The sequence below is a fragment of the Thioclava sp. genome (assembly GCF_048263065.1).
Taxonomy (GTDB): Bacteria; Pseudomonadota; Alphaproteobacteria; order Rhodobacterales; family Rhodobacteraceae; genus Thioclava.
Genome location: NZ_JBLXEM010000002.1, coordinates 34,172 through 56,541, shown reverse-complemented (window position 1 = coordinate 56,541; position 22,370 = coordinate 34,172). Strand labels below are relative to the sequence as shown.

Here is a 22,370-nt window from a genome sequence, read left to right as displayed (position 1 = left end):
GTTGCCCTCCTTGGGCGGATACGAGCGGCCCCCTTACACCCGAATGGCGTCACTTGAAAGCGTGCAGTTTCCCGTCACCGCCCACAACATACAGGGTGCGCCCCGCTACAACCGGGTCAGAGGCCGCGCCACCGGGGATATTTGCCTGACCGATAAGGGTGCCATTGACCGGGCTGAACACCCGCAAGATGCCGTCAGACGAGGCGACGAACAGCTTGCCCCCCGCTAGGACCGGGCCATAGTTGGCGGTGATCGTGCGCTGTTTCTTAGGCTTATCCTTGACGTAATAGGGCAGATCGCGCGCCCAGATCTGCGCGCCCGTCGCCGCATCAAGGCGTACGATCTGACCCGCATCCGAGGTCAGGAAGATCGAACCACCCGCCACTTGCACCGGCGAGTTCGCGCCTTCGGTTGCCGTCCAAAGACGCGCACCCGAATTCACATCAAACGCCGCCAGTTTGCCCGTCGAAGCCCCCGCATAAACGGTATCGCCTACGATAACCGGATCGCCCGTGAGATCCACGATTGAGGCATAAGCCACACCGGGACGCGCGCCCGGCACTTTGGATTGCCACAGCTGCATCCCGCTTTGACGCAACACGCCCGACATAAAGCCCGACGGGAAGGGGAACACGACCATACGACCGTTGACCGCAGGCGAGGACACGCCCGTCATGCCGGAATCCGACGGCGCGCCGGGCACTTGCCAAAGCACTTTGCCATCGCTCGCGCGGATCGCCCAAGCCGAGCTGTCACGCGCCACAACGTAGACCGTGCCGCCCTCGACCGTGGGGGCCCCGCCGATACCGGCATCGAAATACTGGCGCCATTTGATTGCACCGCTGGCGGCGTCAATCGCAACCAGTTCCGAGAAATCGGAGGTGACGTAAACCGTGCCCTTGTCATAGGCCACGCCGCCGCCCGAGGCATCGCCCTCGTGATCGCCGGGCGGTGTAATGTCAGTCTGCCAAACACGCGCGCCGTTGAGCGCGGTTGCACTGACACGGGCTTGGCTATCAAGCGTATAGACACGTCCCCCGCCGACAATCGGATCAGCGGTGATGCGGTAGCGTTTGGCATTGCCTGCCCCGATATCGGCCGACCAGATCGGGGTGGTGCCAGCCCCTATGGCGGCGTTGAACAGCGCATGAGTAGGCGCGCCACCGCGTTGCGGCCATTCGCTATTGGAAACCTGCGCGGGCAACCTGATTGGCTGGGCCTGATCTTGCGGGGTCGGCAAAGGCGGCAACCCCTCGTCGGCGCGCAACGCGTCGCGGGGCGACAGGCGTTCGCCTTGCAAGATGACCTCTTTGGTACAGCCCGCCAATGTCGCGGCCATCCCCAGCACGAAGATAGTCTTGCTCAGATTCACGCCCGTTCCCCCTGCCTTGTATCAGCTCGCTTTTGCAGCAAACCCGTTTTGATCGTCACGTTACTCTTGCGGAGCCGCCTGAGCCGCCCCCGGCACGGGCGGCACTTCGCCACCCAACGCCACAATCAACTCTGTCGCGCGTTGTTGCAAGCCCGGTGTCAGCCCGGCGTCCTCAAGGATTTGTTTGGCCAAGGCGATGGCCCCGTCCTTGTCACCGCTTGCCAGCTTGACCGCAGCCTGTTGTTCAATCGCCAATAGACGATAAGGCGCGCCCGGCGTCGCCAGAAACGCCAGCGTAGCATCACGTTTGGCGGGGTCCATATCCGGCCCCGCCACGATCACCGACTTAAGTTGCGCCAATTGCGTGATCGACACCGGCAAGCCCGGCTCGGCAGCGGCGGCGTCATAGAACGCCAGCGCCTCTTTGGTTTTGCCCGCGCTTACGGCCTGATCGCCTTGCAAAATCTTGAGAACAGCCGCGCGCCCCGCACCGTCTGGGGCAATTGCTGCCAGCGCCGGATCGGTATCCTGACCATTCATCGCCGCCATCACCTGATCGCCAAAACCGCGCGCCTTGGCGTTGGCTTGCTCTTTTTGATAGGCGTTCCACGCGGTGCCGCCCACGATGGCCAAAATAATCAGGCCACCGATCCAACCCCATTTGCGAAATGCCGCAAAAAGTTTGTCTTGGCGGACCGCATCGGTCACTTCGTCGATAAAACTGTCGGTCTCGCTCACGCGTGCCTCTTTTCGCTAGTCTTCCGGCCCCTCTTACACGGCTGCACAAAGCCTGCCAAGGCCCGCTGAGTTCTGCCAGCCAAGGCCTTGAGATCACGCAAACCTCACCTTAAGTTGAACGATACGGTTGACCCTACCCTATCCGCCCAATTCCATACCGCCCGCGTCAGGAGCCATTTCATGCGCCCGATCCCGATCATCAACGCGGTCCTCGTGCTGGGTGTGCTGTATTTACTGGTGTTTGAGCGCGATCGCCTGATGGGCTTTGCGGGCAAATCGGGTTCGCAGCCCACGGCAGAAATTGTCGCGCAAGCCGAGACTCCCGAGGGTGCGGTGCCGGTGCAGGCCGTGGCCTCAAGCGCGCGTGCGCTGGATCAGGGCGTGTTGACGCGAGGTCAGACCGAGGCGGCGCGCCGGGTTGAATTGCGCGCTGAGACCTCGGCACGCGTGATTTCCGAGCCGCTGGCCAAGGGTCACGCCGTCGCGCAGGGCGATGTGCTCTGCGCGCTTGATCCCGGCACCCGCCCCGCCGCGCTGGCCGAGGCGCAGGCCCGGCTGATCGAGGCGCGGCTCAATGCCACAGCTGCACAGAAATTGCAGGCGGGGGGATATCGCTCTGACACGTCAGCGGCCTCAGCGCAATCCGCACTTCAGGCCGCAACCGCAGGCGTCGAGGCGGCGCAAACCGAGTTAACACGCCTTAAAATCATCGCTCCTTTCGCCGGTATTCTTGAGGGCGAAACCGCTGAGCTTGGATCATTTCTCGCCTCGGGTGGGCTGTGTGCAACGGTGATCGCGCTCAACCCGATCAAACTGGTCGGATATGTGCCAGAAACCGAAATCGACCGGGTGAAAATGGGCGCGCAGGTCGGCGGGCGCCTGGCCACGGGGCGCGAGATTTTGGGCCGCGTCACCTATGTCGCGCAAAGCGCCGATCCGACAACGCGCACCTTCACCGTGGAGGCCGAGGTCGCCAATCCCGACGCCACGATCCGCGAGGGCCAGACTGTGGAAATGATCATCGCCGCTGATGGCACCAAGGCGCATTTCCTGCCCGCCTCGGCGATGACGCTTAATGATGACGGGCAATTGGGCGTGCGGATTGCACGCGACGGCGTGGCCCATTTCGCCCCCGTCACCTTCCTGCGCGACACCGCCGACGGTGTCTGGCTGGCAGGCCTGCCCGAGCGAGTCGAAGTGATCGTCGTAGGTCAGGATTACGTCACCGAGGGTTCGCCCGTCATCGTCACGCTGGTCGATCACGCCCCCGGCGATGTGGCGCGCGATACTCCGCGTCCCGGCACGCCCGAACCCAATGCCGCCTCCACCCCGGCCCCCGCACAATGACTGGCATCGTCGATTGGGCCGCCGCCCGCGCGCGCATGGTGATTGCCTTCGTGGTGATCTCGATCGTTGCGGGGCTTGCGGCCTATCTCAGCCTGCCCAAAGAGGGCGAGCCTGACATCGAAATTCCGATGCTGTTTGTGTCGGTCCCCTTCCCCGGCATTTCGGCGGCTGATTCTGAAAAGCTGCTGGTCAAGCCGATGGAGACCGAACTGGCGGGGCTCGACGGGCTCGACAAGCTGACCGGCATTGCGCAGGAAAACTATGCCGGCGTGATGATGGAGTTCGATTTCGGCTGGGACAAGACCAAGATTATCGCCGATGTGCGCGACGCGATGAACACCGCCGAGGGGAAATTCCCCGATGGCTATGAGAAATACTCGATCAACGAGATCAATTTCTCAGAGTTTCCGGTCGTCGTCGTCACACTGTCGGGCAATGCGCCCGAACGCACGCTGCAACGCCTTGCGCGCGATCTGCAAGACGAGGTCGAGGGGCTGGAACCCGTCCTTGAGGCACAGATCGCGGGCAATCGCGACGAGATGCTTGAGGTGGTGATCGACCCGCTGCGGCTGGAGTCCTACAACGTCACCGCGCCTGAATTGATCGCCACCGTTCAATCCAACAACCAGTTGATCGCAGCGGGCGTGGTGGAAACCGAGGGTGGCGCGTTTTCCATCAAGATCCCCGCCACGTTCGAGACCGCGCAAGACGTATATAACCTGCCCGTCAAGAAGAATGGCGAGCGCATGGTGACGCTGGGCGATCTGGCCGATATTCGCCTGACATTCGAGGACCGCACCGGCACCGCGCGCTTTAACGGCCAGCCCACGGTCGCGCTGCAAGTGGTCAAGCGCAAGGGCTACAACATCATCGACACGGTCGATCTGGTGCGCAAAACGGTGGCGGATGCGCAGGCGCGCTGGCCCGAACCGCTGCAACGCGCGGTCGATGTGGGGGTATCCCTCGATCAGTCGAAAACCGTGGGCGCGATGGTCAGCCAGCTTGAGGGGTCAGTTCTGACGGCGATTGCGCTGGTGATGATCGTGGTGCTGGCGACGCTTGGCACGCGCTCGGCGCTGCTGGTGGGCTTTGCGATTCCGACCTCGTTCTTGCTGACCTTCCTGCTGCTCGGCGCGATGGGCGTGCCAATTTCCAATATCGTGATGTTTGGGCTGATTCTGGCGGTGGGGATGCTGGTCGATGGCGCGATCGTCATCGTGGAATATGCCGACAAACGCATTACTGAAGGCTCGGGGCCGATGGCCGCCTATACCGAGGCCGCCAAGCGCATGTTCTGGCCCGTGGTCAGTTCCACCGCCACCACGCTTTGCGCGTTTTTGCCGATGCTGTTCTGGCCCGGCGTGCCCGGTGAATTCATGGGCATGCTGCCGATCACGATCATCTTTGTGCTCTCGGCCTCGCTGGTGGTGGCGCTGGTCTATCTGCCGGTGATGGGGGGCGTCGCGGGGCGTCTGTCGCGCCGCCTTGAGATGGGCGCGGGCGTGATCAATCACTGGCCCTACCCGCTGCGCCTCGCGCTGGCGGTGGTCTCGGTCGCGCTGGTTTTCCTTGGCGCGATGCTGACGTTGAACCCCGATTACCTGTCGGGCGGGCATACGCCCTCGGGGCAATTCGCCGCCTCGCTGCCCGGTGCGGTGCTGTTCGTGCTCGCCGCGATGGCGGCCTCGATCACGCTGACCGCGGCTAAGCCTGTGCGCAAACGCCGCCCCGTTGAGGCTGGCTATCGTCGCCGCCCCTTTGGCCATGTCACCGCCTTTATCGCGGGCAATCCGATCATGCCACTGGTCAGCGTGGCCCTGATCGTGGGCGCGGTGATCTTTACCTTTGGCTATTTCGGCAAGCACAATAACGGCACGCAATTCTTTACCGATTCCGAGGTCGAGCAGGCGATCATCTATGTGCGCGCACGCGGCAACCAGTCGCTCTCGGAAAAGGACGCCCTACTGCGCGAAGCCGAATCCCGCGTGATCGGCACGCCGGGCGTGGGGGCCGTGTTCTCCTTCGCGGGTGTGGGCGGCTTGAACCAGAACACCGGCGGCGCCAGTGCCCCACGCGACACGATCGGGCAGATTCAGGTTGAAATGACCCCGTGGGAGACGCGCAAATCCGACGCCGATCTGAGGGGCGATGTGGTGATGGAAGGGATCATGGCCAAAATCGCCACGATCCCCGGCATCAAGGCCGACTATCTGGCGCAAGATCGCGGGCCAAGCTCGGGCAAGCCGATCCAGTTGCGCCTCAAAGGCGATGATTTCGCAACGCTCGGTCAGGCGGTCGATGCTGTCGAGGCGCATATGGCGCAAATGAAAGGCGTTACCGCCATTGAAGACACCCGCCCCCTGCCCGGAATCGACTGGGAAATCGACGTCGATGTGACCCGCGCGGGCCGTTTCGGGGCCGATGTGGCCACAGTGGGCGGCATGGTGCAACTTGTGACACGCGGCATCCTGCTTGATACGATGCGGGTGCCAAGTTCTGATGAAGAAATCGAGATCCGCGCCCGCCTGCCCGAACAGGACCGCGTGTTGTCAACGCTCGATACGCTCAAGCTGCGCACCTCCGAGGGGCTGGTGCCGCTGGCCAATTTCATCACCCGCACGCCGGTGCCCAAACTCGGCCAGATCGACCGGATCGACCAGACGCGATACTATGACATCAAGGCCGATGTGGCGACCGGGCTGACGAATGACGCAGGCGCTCCGATCACGGGAAACGAGCGCATTGCCGCCCTTGAGGATTGGCTAAGCACGAAGGCCGAGCTGCCCTATGGCGTCAGCTACGAATGGTCGGGCGACATGGTGGAACAGGCCGAAAGCCAGGCCTTTTTGATGCAGGCCTTCGCGGGCGCGCTGGCGCTGATGTTCGTGATCCTGCTGGCGCAATTCAACAGTTTTTACAACGCGGTACTGGTGCTTCTTGCAGTGATCCTGTCCACCGCCGGGGTGCTGATCGGGATGCTGGTGATGGGCCAGCAATTCTCGATCATCATGACCGGCGTAGGGATCGTGGCGCTGGCGGGAATTGTGGTGAATAACAACATCATCCTGATCGACACCTATCAGGAATTCTCGCGCTACATGCCCCAGATAGAGGCGATCATCCGCACTGCCGAGGCCCGCTTGCGCCCCGTCCTACTAACCACGATCACCACGATGGCCGGGCTTGCTCCGATGATGTTCGGACTCTCGCTCGACTTCTTCAATGGCGGCTATTCGATCAACAGCCCCACAGCGATGTGGTGGAAACAGCTTGCCACGGCGGTGGTCTTCGGGCTGGGCACGGCGACGGTGCTGACGCTGGTGCTGACGCCAGCACTGCTGTCGATCCGGGTCTGGATCAACGCGGGCGCCTATCGCGGAACGCGCGCGCTTTCGGCCTTGATGCAAGGCATCGACAGCCGCGCCGCACGTGATTTGGCGCTAGAGCGCGCGATGCGCAAGATGCGTGGACGCGAGCTAATCTGGGACGACGCCCTGCCCCATGAGGGCGGCGCGAAACCCCATCTCCTGCAAGGTCGCGACGCAGCGGAATAAGGCAGGTTACGCCGCCCCTTCCTGCGCCTCTTCTTCCTCGGCCGATTGGCGCGCCCACATCGCCGCATAACGCCCGTGGCGCGCCAGTAGGTCCTCGTGATGTCCGCGCTCGACGATCTCGCCTTTCTCCAGCACCACGATCTCGTCACTATCGGCAATCGTGGACAGCCGGTGCGCGATGGTGATCACCGTCCGCCCCTGCCCCATCGCCTTGAGACTGTCCTGAATGTCGCGCTCGGTCTGGGTATCCAGCGCCGAGGTCGCCTCGTCCAGCAACAGGATCGGCGGATTCTTCAGGATCGTGCGCGCGATGCCCACGCGCTGCTTTTCGCCCCCCGACAGCTTGAGCCCGCGCTCGCCCACCGAGGTGTCATAGCCATCGGGCAGGTCGATGATGAAATCGTGGATCTTGGCGGCTTTCGCAGCGGCGACAATCTCGTCTTGGCTGGCATTGGCGCGCCCATAAGCGATGTTGTAGCGGATCGAGTCGTTAAATAGCACGGTATCTTGGGGCACCACGCCAATCGCATCGTGCAAACTGTCTTGAGTCACATCGCGCAAGTCTTGCCCATCAATTTTGATCGCCCCGCCGGTGACATCATAAAACCGAAACAACAGCCGTCCGATGGTCGATTTTCCAGATCCAGACGGCCCAACCAGCGCCACGGTTTTCCCCGCAGGCACGCTTAGCGAAATCCCCTTCAGGATCGGGCGTGTGGGATCATAGTGGAACTCTACATTCTCCAGCGTAACTGCACCGCCCTGCACATTCAGAACATTCGCGCCCGGTTTATCTTGAATTTCCGAGGGCTGATGTAACAAATCAAACATTTCGCCCATATCGACCAAAGCCTGCCGGATCTCTCGGTAAACCGTGCCCAGAAACCCAAGGGGCATGGTGATCTGGATCATATAGGCCTGCACCATGACAAAATCACCGACCGTCAACGTGCCCGCTTGCACCTCCATCGCGGCCATCACCATCACCGTCACTAGCCCAATTGTGATGATCAGCGATTGCCCAGCATTCAGCGTCGCCAGCGACTGGCCAGTCTTAACCGCCATCTGCTCATAGCCACGCATCGACTCGTCATAGCGCTCGGCCTCGCGGGCTTCGGCCCCGAAATACTTCACCGTCTCAAAGTTCAGCAGACTGTCGATGGCTTTCTGATTGGCATCCGTGTCGGCCTTGTTCATCGCGCGCCGGATCGCAACGCGCCATTCGGTCACTTTGAAGGTAAATTTGACATAGGCGGCCACCGTGAGAACCACGACCGCCGCATAGCGCCAGTCAAACACCACCGCGAAGATGATCGTGACCATCGTGAGTTCCAAGATCAACGGCCCGACCGAAAACAGCATGAAGCGCAAAAGGAACTCGACGCCCTTCACCCCGCGCTCAATTACACGGCTTAAGCCACCGGTCTTGCGGGTGATATGATAGCGCATCGACAGACGGTGAATATGGGTGAATGTCTGCAAGGCCAGATGGCGCAACGCCCGCTGCGCCACACGCACGAAAATCGCATCGCGCAGTTCGCCGAATGCCACGGTCATCAGGCGCGCCACACCGTAAGCCACGGTGATCCCCACCGCGCCCACGCCCAGCGCCCAAGCGGGGCTAACCCCCTCGCCAGACAGCATATTCACCGCCGCGCGATAGATGAAAGGCGTAAAGACCGAGATAAACTTGGCGGCAACGAGCGCCAGCATCGCCAGCACCACCCGACGCTTCACCCAAGGGGCCTCATGCGCCCACAAAAACGGCAACACAGCGCGGATCGTGCGCCAGCCGCGCGACCGTTCGTCGCGCGACATTTTCCCGGTTGTGGTGATCTGAGACGGAGGCATCGCATGCCCTTTCTTTCATCTGGCCGTAAATACTCCGGGGGTCCGGGGGCTGGCCCCCGGCACCGCTCGGCAGGCGCGCACGCTAACGCTGCGCGCCCCGAGGTTCCAGCCCCGATTGTGTCGCAGCCGCCGCTATTGCTGTGACGGAATGGTAAAAACCTGGCCGGGATAAATCAGGTCGGGATTGCGGATCTGATCGCGATTGGCGTCGAACACCCGCACATATAAAACGCCATCGCCATACACCTCGCGCGCAATCGCCCAAAGCGTATTGCCTTGCACGATCTGCACCACGTTGACTGCGTTACCCTCGCCTCTCGCAGCGTCCACCGCATCCGATGTGGCCTGTGAGGATGCGCCCGCAGTGGCCACAACGATCTGGTCGGGCTGCTCAAACGCGGTCTCGGCGCGTGCAATCACCTTTCCCGCAGCACCCGTCGCGTCGATGCGCAGCTTATGCGCACCTGCGCTTAACCCCGGCAAATCCAGCGACCAGCGCCCGTCGCGCCCAGCCTGCGTTTGCGCCACCAATTCGCCGTCGAGATACGCGCCCAGTTTGGTGCCCTCAGGCGCGCCGCGCCCCTCGGCACTCGCGCTGAGCCCCTGCCCGAACGCGACTGTGTCGATCACCAACGTGTCGCTGGCGGGCGCCAAAAGCCGTGCGCCCGTAGCATCGGTCACAATCGGCGCGGGGGTCGCTTGCGCCATTTCGTCAGCCGCTGGCGTCGCACTTGGGTCTGCGCCCTCTTGTGCCGTGGCGATTTCGGTTTGCGCGGGGCGCAACACAAGGCTTTCCGCACTGTCACGCGCCACGCCATCCGCGCTGGTCACACGCAGCGACAGCGCGCGCGCACTCGCACTTGCGGGCAAATCAAACAACGAGGCAAAATTGCCCGCACCATCGGCTGTCTCGCGTGCAACCGTCTGGCCGTCCACCAGAATTTCAACCTTTGCGTCTGGCTCGACGCGGCCTGCCAGTGTAACCGAGCCATCGGGTGCCGCACGCAGCGCATCAAACTGCACGGTTGCGGTCTGGGCGTTTGATGGTGGAGAGGCTGGAGATGACCCCGACGTCTCCGTCTTTGCCAAAGCGGCGGGCGCAGTCTCTGGCGTTCCGGATGCCCCCGCGTCAGGCACGTCAATGCGCGCCATGGCTCCATCTGCGGCCTTAGCTGGGGTCGCCTTCTGCGTCGTCGGCGCAGTGCTATCGCCATCCGCCTCGGGCGCATTATCCGGCCCCAAGACCGCCCAGCCAATCAGCGCCGCCACGACCAGCGCCAAAGCCGCGCCACCGCCCAGTAGCGCACCCGACCGCCCTGCTGCTTTTGCCTTATCGCCTTGCGCGTCACGCTGTGCCATCAAAGTCCCTTTCGCCTCGCGCAGACCTTCTTGCGAGGCCACACCTTGAGTGACCTTAACAACCTCGCTATCAAACCTGCAAGAACAGCCTTTTCAGCACCGGAGCCGCGCCATGAGCATTTCCAGATCTATTTGTGTTTATTGTGGCTCGCGTCCGGGCGTGCGACCAACCTATACCGAGAGCGCGCGCGCCACGGGCGCGATGCTTGCCGCGCGCGGTTGGCAACTGGTTTATGGCGCCGGCGATGTCGGGCTAATGGGCGAGGTTGCGCGCACCGCGCAATCCGCGGGCGGGCGCACATTCGGGGTGATCCCCGAGCACCTGTTCCCGCACGAGGTCGGCAAGCGTGACCTCTCGACCTTCGTGGTCACTGAAACGATGCATGAACGCAAGAAGGTGATGTTCATGAATGCCGATGCGGTTGTGGTTCTGCCCGGCGGCGCGGGCAGTCTGGACGAGCTGTTCGAGGTGCTCACATGGCGCCAGATCGGGCTGCATGAAAAGCCGATTTTCGTGCTCAATATCGAGGGCTACTGGACACCGCTTTTGAACATGATCGCGCATATCATCACTGAGGGCTTTGCCGACGCCTCGCTGCGCGACCTGATCGTGGCGGTGGACAGCGTGGCCGAGCTGGAAACCGCGTTGATCGCGGCCCTCGCCTAGACGGCCTCGGGCGGGGCAGCGGTGACACGACGCGGGCGCAGGCTGGCCGTGGAATACAGCGCCAGCGCGCACCAGATCAGCCCCAGCGCAATTGCGTGCCAAATCGTGACCCGCTCGCCAAAGGCCAGCGTCGCCACACCAAATTGTAGCGTCGGGTTCAGATATTGCACCAGCCCCACGGTCGCCAGCCGCACCCGCTGCGCGGCGTAGGCAAACAGTAACAGCGGCACACCCGTCAGCGGGCCGGAAAACGCCAGCAGCGCAGAGGTTTGCCAGTCTTTGCCAAAAGCACCGGCACCCGGCGCGCTACCCCACCAGCCAAAATAATAGCCAGCCAGCACCGCCAGCGCGATGGGCGACAGCAACAACACCTCGGCGCAAACCGATACCATTGGACCGGCCTTGAGCCCCTTTTTGATCAGCCCGTAAGTGCCGAAAGTGAAGGCGAGGATGAGCGATATCCAAGGCGCAATGCCCAGCCCCAGCGTCAACACCGCCACCGCCGTTCCCGCCAACGCCACCGCCGCCCATTGCAAGCTGCCAAGGCTCTCGCGGTAAACGATCAGCCCCAGCACAACGGCGACCAGCGGGAAGATGTAGTAGCCCAAGCTCGCCTGCACCGCATGACCCGTCTGCACCGACCAGATGAACGTGAACCAATTGGCCGAAATCATGATTGCCGCCAGCGCCACCATCGCAGCGCTGCGCCCCTGACGCGCACGCAAGACCCGCACGACCTCAGATAACCGCCCGCGAAACCCTAGGATCAGCGCGAAAAAGATCAGCGACCAAAGCGTGCGATGGGCGAGCACCTCAATCGGAGGCACCCCATCAAGCATCTTGTAATATAGCCCCGACAACCCCCAGACGATGCAAACTGTCACCATCGCCCAAAACCCTTTGACAGCCTCGCTCATCATGCGTCCCTCGCGTTTGCGCGCAAGCTGACGGATCGCGGCGGGAAAGAAAAGGGGGGCCAAGGGAAAGGGGCCGGGGCGATAGATACGACCGCCCCGACCAGCGCGCCTCAGGCGTCGCTCAACTCATCCATCACGATCTTTTCAATCTCGTCGATGGGGTGATTGGTCAGCGTCTTGTCGATCTCACCTACCAGCACCGCCTCAACCTCTTTGTGCAGACTTTGGCGGATCTCGCCGAGGATGCGCGGCGCGGCGACGATTACCAGCCGCTTGATGCGCCCCTGATGCACCATCTTGAACAGCGTGTCGGCCAGATCATCGGCGAACCGCATTTTGGCGAGATGATGCCAGTCCGTCTCATCCAGCGCAGAGCGCTGCCCCGGCCCGCTATCGGCCATCCGCCCCGGCTTGTCTGTGCCCTGTTCGCTATCGGGCGGATTGTCTTGTTCGTCGATCCGACGCACCACCAAGTTGGGGTCCTGCGCATCCATCATGTTTTCCAGAAACAGCGCCTTCTCGCCATCCGCGATCACCACCCAGGTTTTTTTGGTCAGTTTGATCATCACATCTTCTCCTTGCTACTGCTGTCGCGGTGATCGCCCCCCAAGGGGCGCGTCTTGCCCGCCGAAGTCTCATCCAGCTTCTTCTTCTCGTCGCGCGTGCCGATCTTGTGTTGCAGATTGCCCCCGGCGCTGCCCTGCCCTGCGGGTGTGTCGATATCCGCCGGGCGCAGGCACAGTATCTCTTCGGTCTCCCGCTGGATATCTTTGGAGCCTGTGCGCTGTGCCATCTCTTCCTCCGGTCTTTTGTGAGTGTCTGGGAAAGAAACACCCGGCAAGGCGGGCTGGTTCCTGCGAAGTCTACTGCGCAAGCAATGAGCAGGCAAAGAAAAAGGGCGCCCCAGCAGGGACGCCCTTGGAAACGAACTGGCTGCGCAATCAGAGACGCGAGGCCACGTTTTCCCAGTTCACCAGCTTGTCGAGGAAGTTCGACAAGTACGCCGGGCGTTTGTTGCGGAAGTCGATGTAGTAGGAGTGCTCCCACACATCGCAGCCCAGCAGCGCGGTCTGACCAAAGCACAGCGGGTTTACGCCGTTCTCGGTTTTGGTGACCTTAAGCCCGCCATCGGCCTCTTTCACCAGCCAAGCCCAGCCCGAGCCGAACTGACCTGCACCGGCGGCTGCAAATGCCTCTTTGAATTTGTCGACCGAGCCGAACGTGTCGACCAGTGCTTTTTCCAGCTCGCCCGGCATCTTGTCGCCGCCCGGCCCCATCATCTCCCAAAACTGGGTGTGGTTCCAATGCTGCGAGGCGTTGTTGAAGATGCCATTTTGCGCAACGGCACCGGCCTGATAGGTGCCCTTGACGACCTCTTCCACAGACTTGCCTTCCCATTCGGTGCCGGCAACGGCCTTGTTGCCGTTATCGACATAGGCCTTGTGGTGCAGATCGTGGTGATATTCGAGCGTCTCTTTCGACATGCCAAGCCCCGCCAGCGCGTCATGGGCATAGGGAAGATCGGGAAGTTCAAAAGCCATTTTATCCTCACTCGGTTCGAAGGTTCGTGGGTTCAACTCTAAAGAAGCGCTCATAGGTCCAAGGTCAAGGCCGATATCGCGGATTACGGGGCGCTTAAACGTCCATGTCAAAGCCCAGATGCTTGGCGACAGCGAAAATATCCTTGTCGCCGCGCCCGCACATATTCATCACGATGATATGCTCGGCAGGCAGTTTCGGAGCAATTTTCATCACATGGGCAAGCGCGTGACTCGGCTCAAGGGCGGGGATGATCCCCTCAAGACGACACGAGAACTGGAATGCCTCCAGCGCCTCTTTGTCAGTGATGTTGACATATTGCGCGCGGCCCGTGTCATGCAACCAAGCGTGTTCCGGCCCGATGCCGGGGTAATCCAGCCCCGCCGAGATAGAATGACCCTCAAGGATCTGGCCATCCGCATCTTGCAGCAGATAGGTGCGATTGCCATGCAGCACGCCGGGGCGTCCGCCGGTAAGGCTGGCGCAATGCTCCATCTTCTCATCCACGCCGTGACCCCCGGCCTCGACGCCGATGATATTAACCGACGGGTCATCAAGGAACGGGTGAAACAGCCCCATCGCATTCGAGCCCCCGCCGATCGCCGCAATCAGCGTATCAGGCAGACGGCCCTCGCCCTCTTGCTCTTCAAGCTGCCAGCGCACTTCCTTGCCGATGATCGACTGGAAATCACGCACCATCGCGGGATAGGGATGCGGACCTGCAACGGTGCCGATGCAGTAAAACGTGTCGCGCACATTGGTCACCCAATCGCGCAACGCATCGTTCATCGCGTCTTTCAGCGTGCCACGGCCCGATTTGACCGGCACCACCTCGGCGCCCAGCAGACGCATGCGGAACACGTTGGGGGCCTGACGCTCGACATCGGTTGCGCCCATATAGACCACGCATTTCAAACCGAATTTCGCGCAAACCGTCGCGGTGGCAACGCCATGCTGGCCCGCGCCAGTCTCAGCGATAATCCGGGTTTTTCCCATGCGGCGCGCCAACAGGATCTGGCCCAACACGTTGTTGATCTTATGCGCGCCGGTATGGTTCAGCTCGTCGCGTTTAAGATAAATCTTGGCGCCGCCCAGTTCCTCGGTCAGACGGGGCGCGAAATACAGCGGGCTGGGGCGACCCACATAATGCTTCCACAGATCGTCCATCTCGGCCCAGAAAGACGCATCGGTCTTAGCATGCTCATACTGCGCCTCAAGCGAGAGGATCAGCGGCATCAAGGTCTCAGACACAAAGCGCCCGCCGAAAATGCCAAAGCGCCCGTTATCGTCAGGCACATTCATGAAAGAGTTGATCAGATCGTCGGCCATGGCTTACCTCGCGCGATTGTCTTGTCTGGGATGTAGCGACAAAGCGCGTCAAGATAAAGCGCCCGGCGCGGCAATTCTGACGTCATAGCCCAAGATCTTAGCGGGCGAGGGGCGCTGCCCCCTCTGGCTGCGCCATTCACCCCCGGGATATTTTGATCAAGAGGAAGCACGCTGATCTTCCTCTTGATGCAAATATCCTCGGGGGTCTGGGGGCAGACAGCCCCCAGCGCCTCAAACGCGCGCAGCGTTCAGAAAGGCGCGGATCAGGTCCGCATCCTTGACCCCCGGCGCGCTTTCAACGCCCGAGGATACATCAACCTGACGCGCGCCTGTCAGACGGATCGCCTCAGCTACATTCTCAGGCGTCAACCCTCCGGCCAGCATCCACGGCTTGGTCCATTGGCGATCCGCGATCAGGCGCCAGTCAAACGCCAAGCCATTGCCACCGGGCAGCGCCGCCCCTTTCGGGGCTTTGGCATCGAGCAAAATCTGATCGGCCACGGCCTCATAACCGGCAATCTTGGGCAGATCGCCTGCCTCGGCCACGCCGACAGCTTTCATCACCGGCAAGCCATACCGCGCACGGATTTCAGCGACGCGCGCCGGGCTTTCGCTGCCATGAAGTTGCAACATATCAAGGGGCACGGCGGCGCAGATCGCGTCCAACTCGGCGTCTGTGGCGTTGACCACAAGGGCGACCTTGGCCACGCCGGGGGCGACCTCAATCGCCAAGTCGCGCGCTTGTTGGATGTCGAGATGGCGCGGCGATTTCGGGAAAAACACAAAGCCCAGATAGCGCGCGCCAGCCGCTACGGCCGCGCTGACATCCACTGCCGTGCGCAAACCGCAGATTTTCACGCGCACCGCGCCGATGGCGCCGCGATCAATGGCAACTGTGGTCATGGCTTAGCGTGCAGGCGTTTCGAGCAGCGCCAGAACGTCGTCTTTGGGGCCGTCCTTTTCGTGGCGCAGCGATTTGACTTCGGCCTCAAGCTTGTTGGCCTTGCGCGTGGCGCGACTGGCGGTGCGGCGCAGGCGCGCCTCACGGATCCACTCCCAGACGAAACCGATGAGCAGACCCAAAATCACCCCCGCGAAAATCACGAGGAACTGCGGCAGTTGCACGCTCCAACTATAGCCAAGGAATGACCCCGCTTCAGCGGGCAGCATCCGCAAGGTGACAATGTCACGATTGGCGAGCGCCAGAGCGATCAAGACAATGGCCAAAAGGCCCAGAAACAGCAGCCGAAGCGCACGCATCATCGTGAATTAGTCCTCTTGTCCGTTCAACCGGTCGCGCAGCAGCTTGCCGGTCTTAAAGAAGGGAACGTGTTTCTCGTCCACCTCGACCGCCTCGCCGGTACGCGGGTTGCGCCCGACGCGGGCGTCGCGCTGTTTGACCGAGAACGCGCCAAAGCCGCGCAACTCGACCCGATCACCAGCCGCCAGCGCCTCGGTGATCTCGTCGAAAATCGTATTCACGATCTTCTCGACATCCCGCTGGAAGAGATGCGGGTTATCCTCAGAAATCTTCGCGATCAACTCAGATCGGATCATCGTCATTCCCCCCACGGGTTGCGCCGGGTTAACCCCCCGGATCGTCAAAGCTATTTGGATCACTATAGGATCAAAGTGAAGCGCGCGGAACACCAAAGGCTTGAGATTTCGGTGCGTTTAATGGCTGTTACGCGCCTCAGAAGCGGATTTTCGCTTTTGCAAATGCAGAAAACACCGCCTCGGTCGCGACAAATCACGCACGCAGAACGCGAATTCCGAATCGCTTGGAACGCAAAAGGCCCCGCCAAACCGGCGGGGCCAATACGTGACAGGACGGACCTGTCAGATCGTTTTACTGGTCGCCTTTCAGAGCGGCGCCGAGGATATCGCCCAGCGATGCACCCGAGTCCGACGAGCCGTATTGTTCCACGGCGTCTTTCTCTTCTGCGATCTCGCGCGCTTTGATCGACACGCCCAGCTTGCGGGTTTTGGAATCCACAGCCGTGACGCGCACGTCGACCTTGTCGCCCACGCCGAAACGCTCGGGGCGCTGATCGGCACGGTCACGGGCCAGATCGGAGCGGCGGATAAACGACTTCATGCCGTTATACTCCACTTCGATCCCGCCATCTTCGATCGCGGTGACCGCAACGGTGATGATCGTGCCACGCTTAACGCCGTCAACGGCATCAGAGAACGTGTCGGCATCCAAGGCTTTGACCGAGAGCGAAATACGCTCTTTGTCGGTGTCCACTTCGGTGACAGCAGCCTTGACCATGTCGCCTTTGCGATAGGACTGGATTGCCTCTTCGCCGCGCTGATCCCAGCTGAGGTCGGACAGGTGAACCATACCGTCGATGTCGTTGTCGAGGCCAACGAACAGACCGAATTCGGTGATGTTCTTGACTTCGCCTTCGATGACGGTGCCGACCGGGTGGGTTTCGGCAAAGACTTCCCACGGGTTGCGCATGGTCTGCTTGAGACCAAGGCTGACGCGGCGCTTGGCGGTGTCGATTTCCAGCACCATGACCTCAACCTCTTGCGAGGTCGAAACGATCTTGCCGGGATGGACGTTTTTCTTCGTCCACGACATTTCCGAAACGTGTACCAGACCTTCGACGCCCGGTTCCAGCTCAACAAATGCACCGTAATCGGTGATGTTGGTCACGCGGCCGGTGTGCACCGACTCAAGCGGGAACTTGGACTCAACAGCATCCCACGGATCGGACTGGAGCTGTTTCATGCCCAGGCTGATACGATGGGTTTCTTTGTTGATCTTGACGACCTGAACCTTGACGGTTTCGCCGATCGCAAGGATCTCGGAGGGGTGGTTCACACGGCGCCAAGCCATGTCGGTGACGTGCAGCAAGCCGTCCACACCGCCGAGATCGACGAATGCGCCGTATTCGGTGATGTTCTTGACGACGCCTTCGACTTCCTGACCCTCGGTGAGGTTCGCGATGACCTCGGCGCGCTGTTCGGCGCGGCTTTCTTCAAGGATAGCACGGCGCGACACAACGATGTTGCCACGGCGACGGTCCATTTTCAGGATTTGGAAGGGCTGCTTGAGACCCATCAGCGGGCCTGCATCGCGCACGGGGCGCACATCGACTTGCGAGCCAGGCAGGAACGCAACAGCGCCGCCCAGATCGACGGTGAAGCCGCCTTTGACGCGACCAAAGATAGCGCCCTCGACGCGGTCTTCTTTCGCATAGGCTTCTTCAAGACGATCCCAAGCTTCTTCGCGGCGAGCTTTCTCGCGCGAAATAACAGCCTCGCCACGCACGTTTTCAACGCGGTCAAGGAACACCTCGACTTCGTCGCCAACTTCGATTTTGGGCGCTTCGCCGGGATCGGCGAATTCTTTGAGGTCAACGCGGCCTTCCATTTTGTAGCCGACGTCGATGATGGCTTGACCGGCCTCGATGGCGATCACTTTGCCTTTGACGACCGATCCCTCTTGGGGGGTGTCGATCTCGAGGCTCTCGTTCAAGAGGGCTTCGAATTCTTCCATGGTTGCTTTAGCGCACATGCGGTTCTAGTTTCCTTTTCATAGTCGGTTTTACAGGCCATGCGGTTGGCTCCGCCGGTCTTTCATTGAATATGCCGATCGGGGCCATGGCGATGCCAGACCCTTTCAGACCGCGCCGATATAGGTGGGATTCGCCCCTACGGCAAGCATTCTTTGGCGCGTGCGGCCCCGAAACACACGGCACACGCGCCACGAAGCCGCGTGATTACGCGTCCGATATCCGTTCAAGATAGGCCCGTTCGCTTTCTTGCGGGGCGCGCGCTATCGGCTGGATAGAGCCAAATCGCATCGCTGACTCTGCCGCGCGCACCAAAGCATCCCAAACCTTAACCGCGCGTTCCGGGGACAGTGCAGGGCGCGAGCCGTCAAGCTCGGGCATCAGATCCAGCTCGGTATCGATGAAATGATCGTAGCCCATTGACCAGTTCTTAAACGGCGAGGTGGCCGGTGCGAACGCCCTCAGCAACAACTCTACGTCCTGATGACGCGGGTCTATAATCAGCTTTTGATAAAGCGCGTCCACTTCGGCCATCGGACCATGCAGAGCCTGAAAAAACTGATCCCCCGTGCGCCACAGATAGCCAGTGATCCCTCGCGCGGCATTATTGACCACAGCCGTTTTCAGGATCTCGCGGTCGCTGTCATCGAAATCCGCGAAAGTCGGGATAGAACGGTACAGAAGATAAATGTATTCCATAACAGTGGTCTCACAAACGCATAACTTAGGGTAGCATTACATAGGCAACGCGGCGGTGCTACAATTTAAAACATGGGCGCGCCAGGTATTTTGGGCCGCTTTGCATGGTAGCAAACGCTCACATATTTCGCGACAGGGAGGCCTCGATCAGGTCAATCATTTTGCCCGATAATGGCGCGTCCGCTGCGCGAAAGGTGTCGATCACCTCGCCATCGCGCCCTAAAAGCACCTTGTTAAAATTCCATGTCGGCTCAAATCCTCGCTCGGCGCGCAACCACGCATAAAACGGATGCGCCTGCGCGCCTTTGACCTTAGTGATCTGCGCCATCGGCAGCTCGGCCCCAAATGTCATTGCGCAGTATTTCTTGGCCTCTTCGCCCGTCGCGAGTTCCTGCTTGAAATCGTTGGAGGGCACGGTCAGCACAACCAGCCCCTTGTCGCCATATTGATCGGCCAAAGTCTGCAATTCGGTGAACTGCCCGGCAAAGCCGCATTTCGAGGCGGTATTGACCACCAACACCACCTTGCCTTTGTAATCGGCGAGCTTCATCTGCCCGCCCTCGACCAGATCAAACTGCACATTGGGCGGCATCGCGGGGCTGGCAATGGCAAGACCCAGTGTCAGTGACAGAGAAAAGGCCGTAAGGGCGACGGCGAGACGGGCAGTCATCGGTAAAATACCCTTGCAAAAACAGACGCCGTGAGAACGCGCGCATACGCAATTTGGTTCACTGTTTTGTGAGAATATATCCAAAATACGCCGTTTGCTAATCACAAATACGGCTGACTTCGCGGTAACGGGGCACCGGGAGATCTGGAATTTCCATAGGATCGCGCGGGCTTACACCCGGCATCGGCGCATCAGGTGTCACGCTAACGCTTTCGGGATCAAGCAGAAGGCGCTGGCAAATTCCGAGACTTGTTTGCGCAATCGCGCCCAGATTGCGCAAATCAACCAGATGCCCGCCCTTGCGCGCGTAACCGGTGACGCCAAAATCTAGCGGCGGCTCAAGTGCGAAACGCTGCGTCTGCGCCCCGAACAGCCCCCCGCGCCCCTGCCAATCCGCCTCCTGTCCGCTTGCGATCTGCAACTCAAAGCGACCCGGTGGCACCAGCAGGCGAAAGAAAGCCCCACCCTGCGCATAGGCTCCGATCACATCGCGCCCGGTCGCCACATCACGCAACACAAGATAATAATCGCGCCCCTCTGCGGTCTTCACCTGCAAAGGGAGCGTGCGCGGCAGCGCTGTGTCAGACCACAGCAAGCCCTGCGGACGCGCCAAACCCTCCGCACGGGCCTGCGCCAAGGCGGGCCCGGCAAGCAACAGGCAAAGACAAATTAAACGTATCATATCCCTGATATGGGCATGCAATTCGCAAATGCCAATCAGCCTAGGCGCGCTTCAATCAAATCACAGGCGGCCGCTACCGCTGCCTCAACACTCATATCCGTGGTATCCAGCACCAGCGCATCATCAGCCGGGCGTAGCGGCGCATCGGCGCGCCCCATGTCGCGCGCATCGCGCTCGCGCACGTCGGCCAGCACCTCGCGCTCATCGCCGCCCAGTTCCTGCCAACGTCGATGCGCGCGCACCTCAGGGCTAGCGGTTACGAACAGCTTCACCTCGGCATCCGGGCAGATCACGGTGCCAATATCGCGCCCGTCCAGCACTGCCCCGCCCTCGCGGCGGGCAAACTCGCGCTGGAACTGCACCAAAGCCGCGCGCACCTCCGGGATCGCTGCCACCTTTGAGGCCGCCTGCCCCGCCGCCCCCGTGCGCAGATCATCGCGCGCCAGATCCGCCGGGCAAAGCGCGCGCGCCGCTTCCACCGGATCGCCGCCCTTCACCCCGACTGCTCGATACAGCGCGCCCGTATCCAAATGGGCAAAGCCGAACCGCGCGGCCACGGCGCGGCTGATCGTGCCTTTACCAGCCGCCGCAGGCCCATCAATGGCAACGGTAAAACGCATGATCGAACCTTTCTTATCTGTGCATCTGTGGGAGCCTCCGGCGGGAGTATTTTTAGCTAGATGAAAGCAGATTCCCTTTTCATCTAGCCCTAAATACTCCCCGCGGAGCGTCCTGTCCTAATGATTGTCGCGCGTGATGCTTGCCCCGAGACGCGCCATCAGTTCTTCGAAAATCGGGAAAGAGGTGGCGATGGGGGTACCGTCATCCACCGAGACAGGCTTTTGCGCCGCCATCCCCAGCACGAGGAAACTCATGGCGATGCGGTGATCGAGATGGCTGGCGCAAGTCGCCCCGCCCGGCACGCCGCCCGCTCCTAAGCCGTGCACGATTAGCGTGTCCTCATCTTCATCGATGCGCACTCCGCATGCCTCAAGCCCGCGCGCCATCGCGTCGATCCGGTCGCTCTCCTTGACGCGCAGCTCATGCACGCCGGGCATCCGCGTGACGCCCGTGGCGCAGGCCGCGACAACCGAGAGCACGGGATATTCGTCGATCTGGGCGCTGGCGCGTGCGGCGGGCACGTCGATGCCGTGCAGCTCGCTATAGCGCACGCGCAGATCGGCCACCGGCTCGCCGCCCTCTTCGCGCGGATTGAGGAATTCGATATCCGCGCCCATCTCTTTAAGTGTGATGAACAGCCCGTTGCGCGTTGGGTTCTGGCTGACACCGGGCACCAAGATATCCGAGCCCGGCACTATCAACGCCGCGCAAACCGGAAACGCCGCCGAGGACGGGTCGCGCGGCACGGCGACCTCTTGGGCCACCAGTTCGGGCTGGCCTTGCAGGGTGATCATATGGCCTTCGTCGGTCTGTTCAACCGTAACGTCAGCGCCAAAGCCGCGCAGCATGCGTTCGGTGTGATCGCGCGTCGGGATTTTCTCGATCACGACCGTCTGGCCCGGCGCGTTCAGCCCCGCCAGCAGCACCGCCGATTTCACCTGCGCCGAGGCCATCGGCGGCGTGTAGCGCACCGGCACCGGATCGCGCGCGCCCACAACCGTCATCGGCAAGCGCCCGCCCTCACGGCCATAAGACTGCGCGCCAAACAGTGCGATCGGGTCGGTGATGCGCCCCATCGGACGTTTGCGCAGGCTGGCATCGCCCGTAAACGTCGCGGTGATGGGTGAAGTTGCCATGCAGCCCATGATCAGGCGCACGCCGGTGCCGGAATTGCCGCAATCAATCACCTGCTCGGGCTCGGCAAAACCACCTACGCCCACGCCATGCACCGACCATGCACCGGGGCCATGCTGCGTCACCTCAGCCCCGAAGGACTTCATCGCGCGGGCAGTATCAAGAACATCCTCGCCCTCAAGCAGACCTGTGATCTTGGTTTCGCCCACGCTGAGCGCGCCGAAAATCAGCGCGCGGTGGCTAATCGATTTGTCGCCCGGCACCTGCGCTGTGCCATGCAAGGGCGCGGATTTGTGCGCGGTCATCTTGATCGGATCGCCGTGGCCGGACATCGCTTTCTCCCACAATATGCGCATCTTGTTAG

Annotated in this window: 21 protein-coding genes; 3 read left to right on the top strand and 18 right to left on the bottom strand. The window is 61.4% G+C overall.

Features of this window, described 5'->3' with window-relative positions; genetic code table 11:
* Nucleotides 1-49: 49 nt before the first annotated feature.
* Together ACN0SD_RS03390 and ACN0SD_RS03385 are read right to left on the bottom strand one after the other, a co-directional pair.
* On the bottom strand, nt 50-1,372 hold the full coding sequence (locus tag ACN0SD_RS03390; protein WP_417806815.1) for a PQQ-binding-like beta-propeller repeat protein: 1,323 nt from the start codon (nt 1,370-1,372) through the stop codon (nt 50-52).
* Nucleotides 1,373-1,432: 60 nt separating this feature from the next.
* Entirely contained in the window at nt 1,433-2,110 is a 678-nt protein-coding gene (locus tag ACN0SD_RS03385; protein WP_417806814.1) for a hypothetical protein, read from the bottom strand.
* A 180-nt stretch (nt 2,111-2,290) separates the two neighbouring features.
* Between ACN0SD_RS03385 and ACN0SD_RS03380 the strand changes: the two genes are divergently transcribed.
* A complete protein-coding gene (locus ACN0SD_RS03380) occupies nt 2,291-3,457 on the top strand; it encodes an efflux RND transporter periplasmic adaptor subunit (protein WP_417806813.1) in 1,167 nt (388 codons plus the stop codon).
* Nucleotides 3,454-7,011 (top strand): efflux RND transporter permease subunit, encoded by a 3,558-nt coding sequence (locus tag ACN0SD_RS03375; protein ID WP_417806812.1) that lies wholly within the window; start codon nt 3,454-3,456, stop codon nt 7,009-7,011. The genes ACN0SD_RS03380 and ACN0SD_RS03375 overlap by 4 nt, the downstream gene beginning before the upstream one ends.
* Before the next feature lie 6 nt (nt 7,012-7,017).
* Here the strand turns inward: ACN0SD_RS03375 and ACN0SD_RS03370 are convergent, their stop codons facing one another.
* Nucleotides 7,018-8,862, bottom strand: a complete 1,845-nt coding sequence (locus ACN0SD_RS03370; protein ID WP_417806811.1) for an ABCB family ABC transporter ATP-binding protein/permease — start codon at nt 8,860-8,862, stop codon at nt 7,018-7,020.
* Between the two features lie 132 nt (nt 8,863-8,994).
* Nucleotides 8,995-10,221 (bottom strand): LysM peptidoglycan-binding domain-containing protein, encoded by a 1,227-nt coding sequence (locus tag ACN0SD_RS03365; RefSeq protein ID WP_417806810.1) that lies wholly within the window; start codon nt 10,219-10,221, stop codon nt 8,995-8,997.
* A 112-nt stretch (nt 10,222-10,333) separates the two neighbouring features.
* On the opposite strand from ACN0SD_RS03365, the gene ACN0SD_RS03360 reads away from it, so the two are divergent.
* Nucleotides 10,334-10,888 carry a TIGR00730 family Rossman fold protein gene (locus ACN0SD_RS03360; RefSeq protein ID WP_417806809.1) on the top strand — a complete coding sequence of 185 codons (555 nt, stop codon included), beginning with the start codon at nt 10,334-10,336 and terminating at the stop codon, nt 10,886-10,888.
* On the opposite strand, the gene rarD is transcribed toward ACN0SD_RS03360, so the two are convergent.
* The 14 genes from rarD to aroA form a co-directional block, all read right to left on the bottom strand.
* Entirely contained in the window at nt 10,885-11,805 is a 921-nt protein-coding gene (rarD, locus tag ACN0SD_RS03355) for an EamA family transporter RarD (RefSeq protein ID WP_417806807.1), read from the bottom strand. The two genes, ACN0SD_RS03360 and rarD, sit on opposite strands and share 4 nt — an antisense overlap.
* Nucleotides 11,806-11,915: 110 nt before the next feature.
* Nucleotides 11,916-12,371, bottom strand: a complete 456-nt coding sequence (locus tag ACN0SD_RS03350) for a host attachment family protein (RefSeq protein WP_417806806.1) — start codon at nt 12,369-12,371, stop codon at nt 11,916-11,918.
* Entirely contained in the window at nt 12,371-12,598 is a 228-nt protein-coding gene (locus ACN0SD_RS03345; protein WP_417806805.1) for a hypothetical protein, read from the bottom strand. The genes ACN0SD_RS03350 and ACN0SD_RS03345 overlap by 1 nt, the downstream gene beginning before the upstream one ends.
* 148 nt (nt 12,599-12,746) lie before the next feature.
* Nucleotides 12,747-13,346: a superoxide dismutase gene (locus tag ACN0SD_RS03340; protein ID WP_417806804.1), complete on the bottom strand. Its 600-nt coding sequence runs from the start codon at nt 13,344-13,346 to the stop codon at nt 12,747-12,749.
* A 94-nt stretch (nt 13,347-13,440) separates the two neighbouring features.
* Complete coding sequence (gene trpB, locus ACN0SD_RS03335; RefSeq protein ID WP_417806803.1) at nt 13,441-14,673, bottom strand: tryptophan synthase subunit beta; 1,233 nt, start codon at nt 14,671-14,673, stop codon at nt 13,441-13,443.
* Between the two features lie 231 nt (nt 14,674-14,904).
* Nucleotides 14,905-15,546: a phosphoribosylanthranilate isomerase gene (locus ACN0SD_RS03330; protein WP_417807184.1), complete on the bottom strand. Its 642-nt coding sequence runs from the start codon at nt 15,544-15,546 to the stop codon at nt 14,905-14,907.
* A 33-nt stretch (nt 15,547-15,579) separates the two neighbouring features.
* Nucleotides 15,580-15,936 (bottom strand): lipopolysaccharide assembly protein LapA domain-containing protein, encoded by a 357-nt coding sequence (locus tag ACN0SD_RS03325; RefSeq protein ID WP_417806802.1) that lies wholly within the window; start codon nt 15,934-15,936, stop codon nt 15,580-15,582.
* A gap of 6 nt (nt 15,937-15,942) precedes the next feature.
* A complete protein-coding gene (ihfB, locus tag ACN0SD_RS03320; RefSeq protein ID WP_276202205.1) occupies nt 15,943-16,245 on the bottom strand; it encodes an integration host factor subunit beta in 303 nt (100 codons plus the stop codon).
* Nucleotides 16,246-16,522: 277 nt separating this feature from the next.
* Complete coding sequence (gene rpsA / locus ACN0SD_RS03315) at nt 16,523-18,202, bottom strand: 30S ribosomal protein S1 (RefSeq protein ID WP_417806801.1); 1,680 nt, start codon at nt 18,200-18,202, stop codon at nt 16,523-16,525.
* Between the two features lie 205 nt (nt 18,203-18,407).
* Complete coding sequence (locus tag ACN0SD_RS03310) at nt 18,408-18,899, bottom strand: BLUF domain-containing protein (protein ID WP_417806800.1); 492 nt, start codon at nt 18,897-18,899, stop codon at nt 18,408-18,410.
* A gap of 118 nt (nt 18,900-19,017) precedes the next feature.
* On the bottom strand, nt 19,018-19,569 hold the full coding sequence (locus ACN0SD_RS03305) for a glutathione peroxidase (protein WP_417806799.1): 552 nt from the start codon (nt 19,567-19,569) through the stop codon (nt 19,018-19,020).
* Nucleotides 19,570-19,666: 97 nt separating this feature from the next.
* Complete coding sequence (locus ACN0SD_RS03300; RefSeq protein WP_417806798.1) at nt 19,667-20,251, bottom strand: hypothetical protein; 585 nt, start codon at nt 20,249-20,251, stop codon at nt 19,667-19,669.
* Nucleotides 20,252-20,286: 35 nt separating this feature from the next.
* Nucleotides 20,287-20,871, bottom strand: coding sequence for a (d)CMP kinase (locus tag ACN0SD_RS03295; RefSeq protein ID WP_417806797.1), 585 nt, complete (start codon nt 20,869-20,871; stop codon nt 20,287-20,289).
* 117 nt (nt 20,872-20,988) lie between these two features.
* Entirely contained in the window at nt 20,989-22,338 is a 1,350-nt protein-coding gene (gene aroA, locus ACN0SD_RS03290; protein ID WP_417806796.1) for a 3-phosphoshikimate 1-carboxyvinyltransferase, read from the bottom strand.
* Nucleotides 22,339-22,370: the final 32 nt, after the last annotated feature.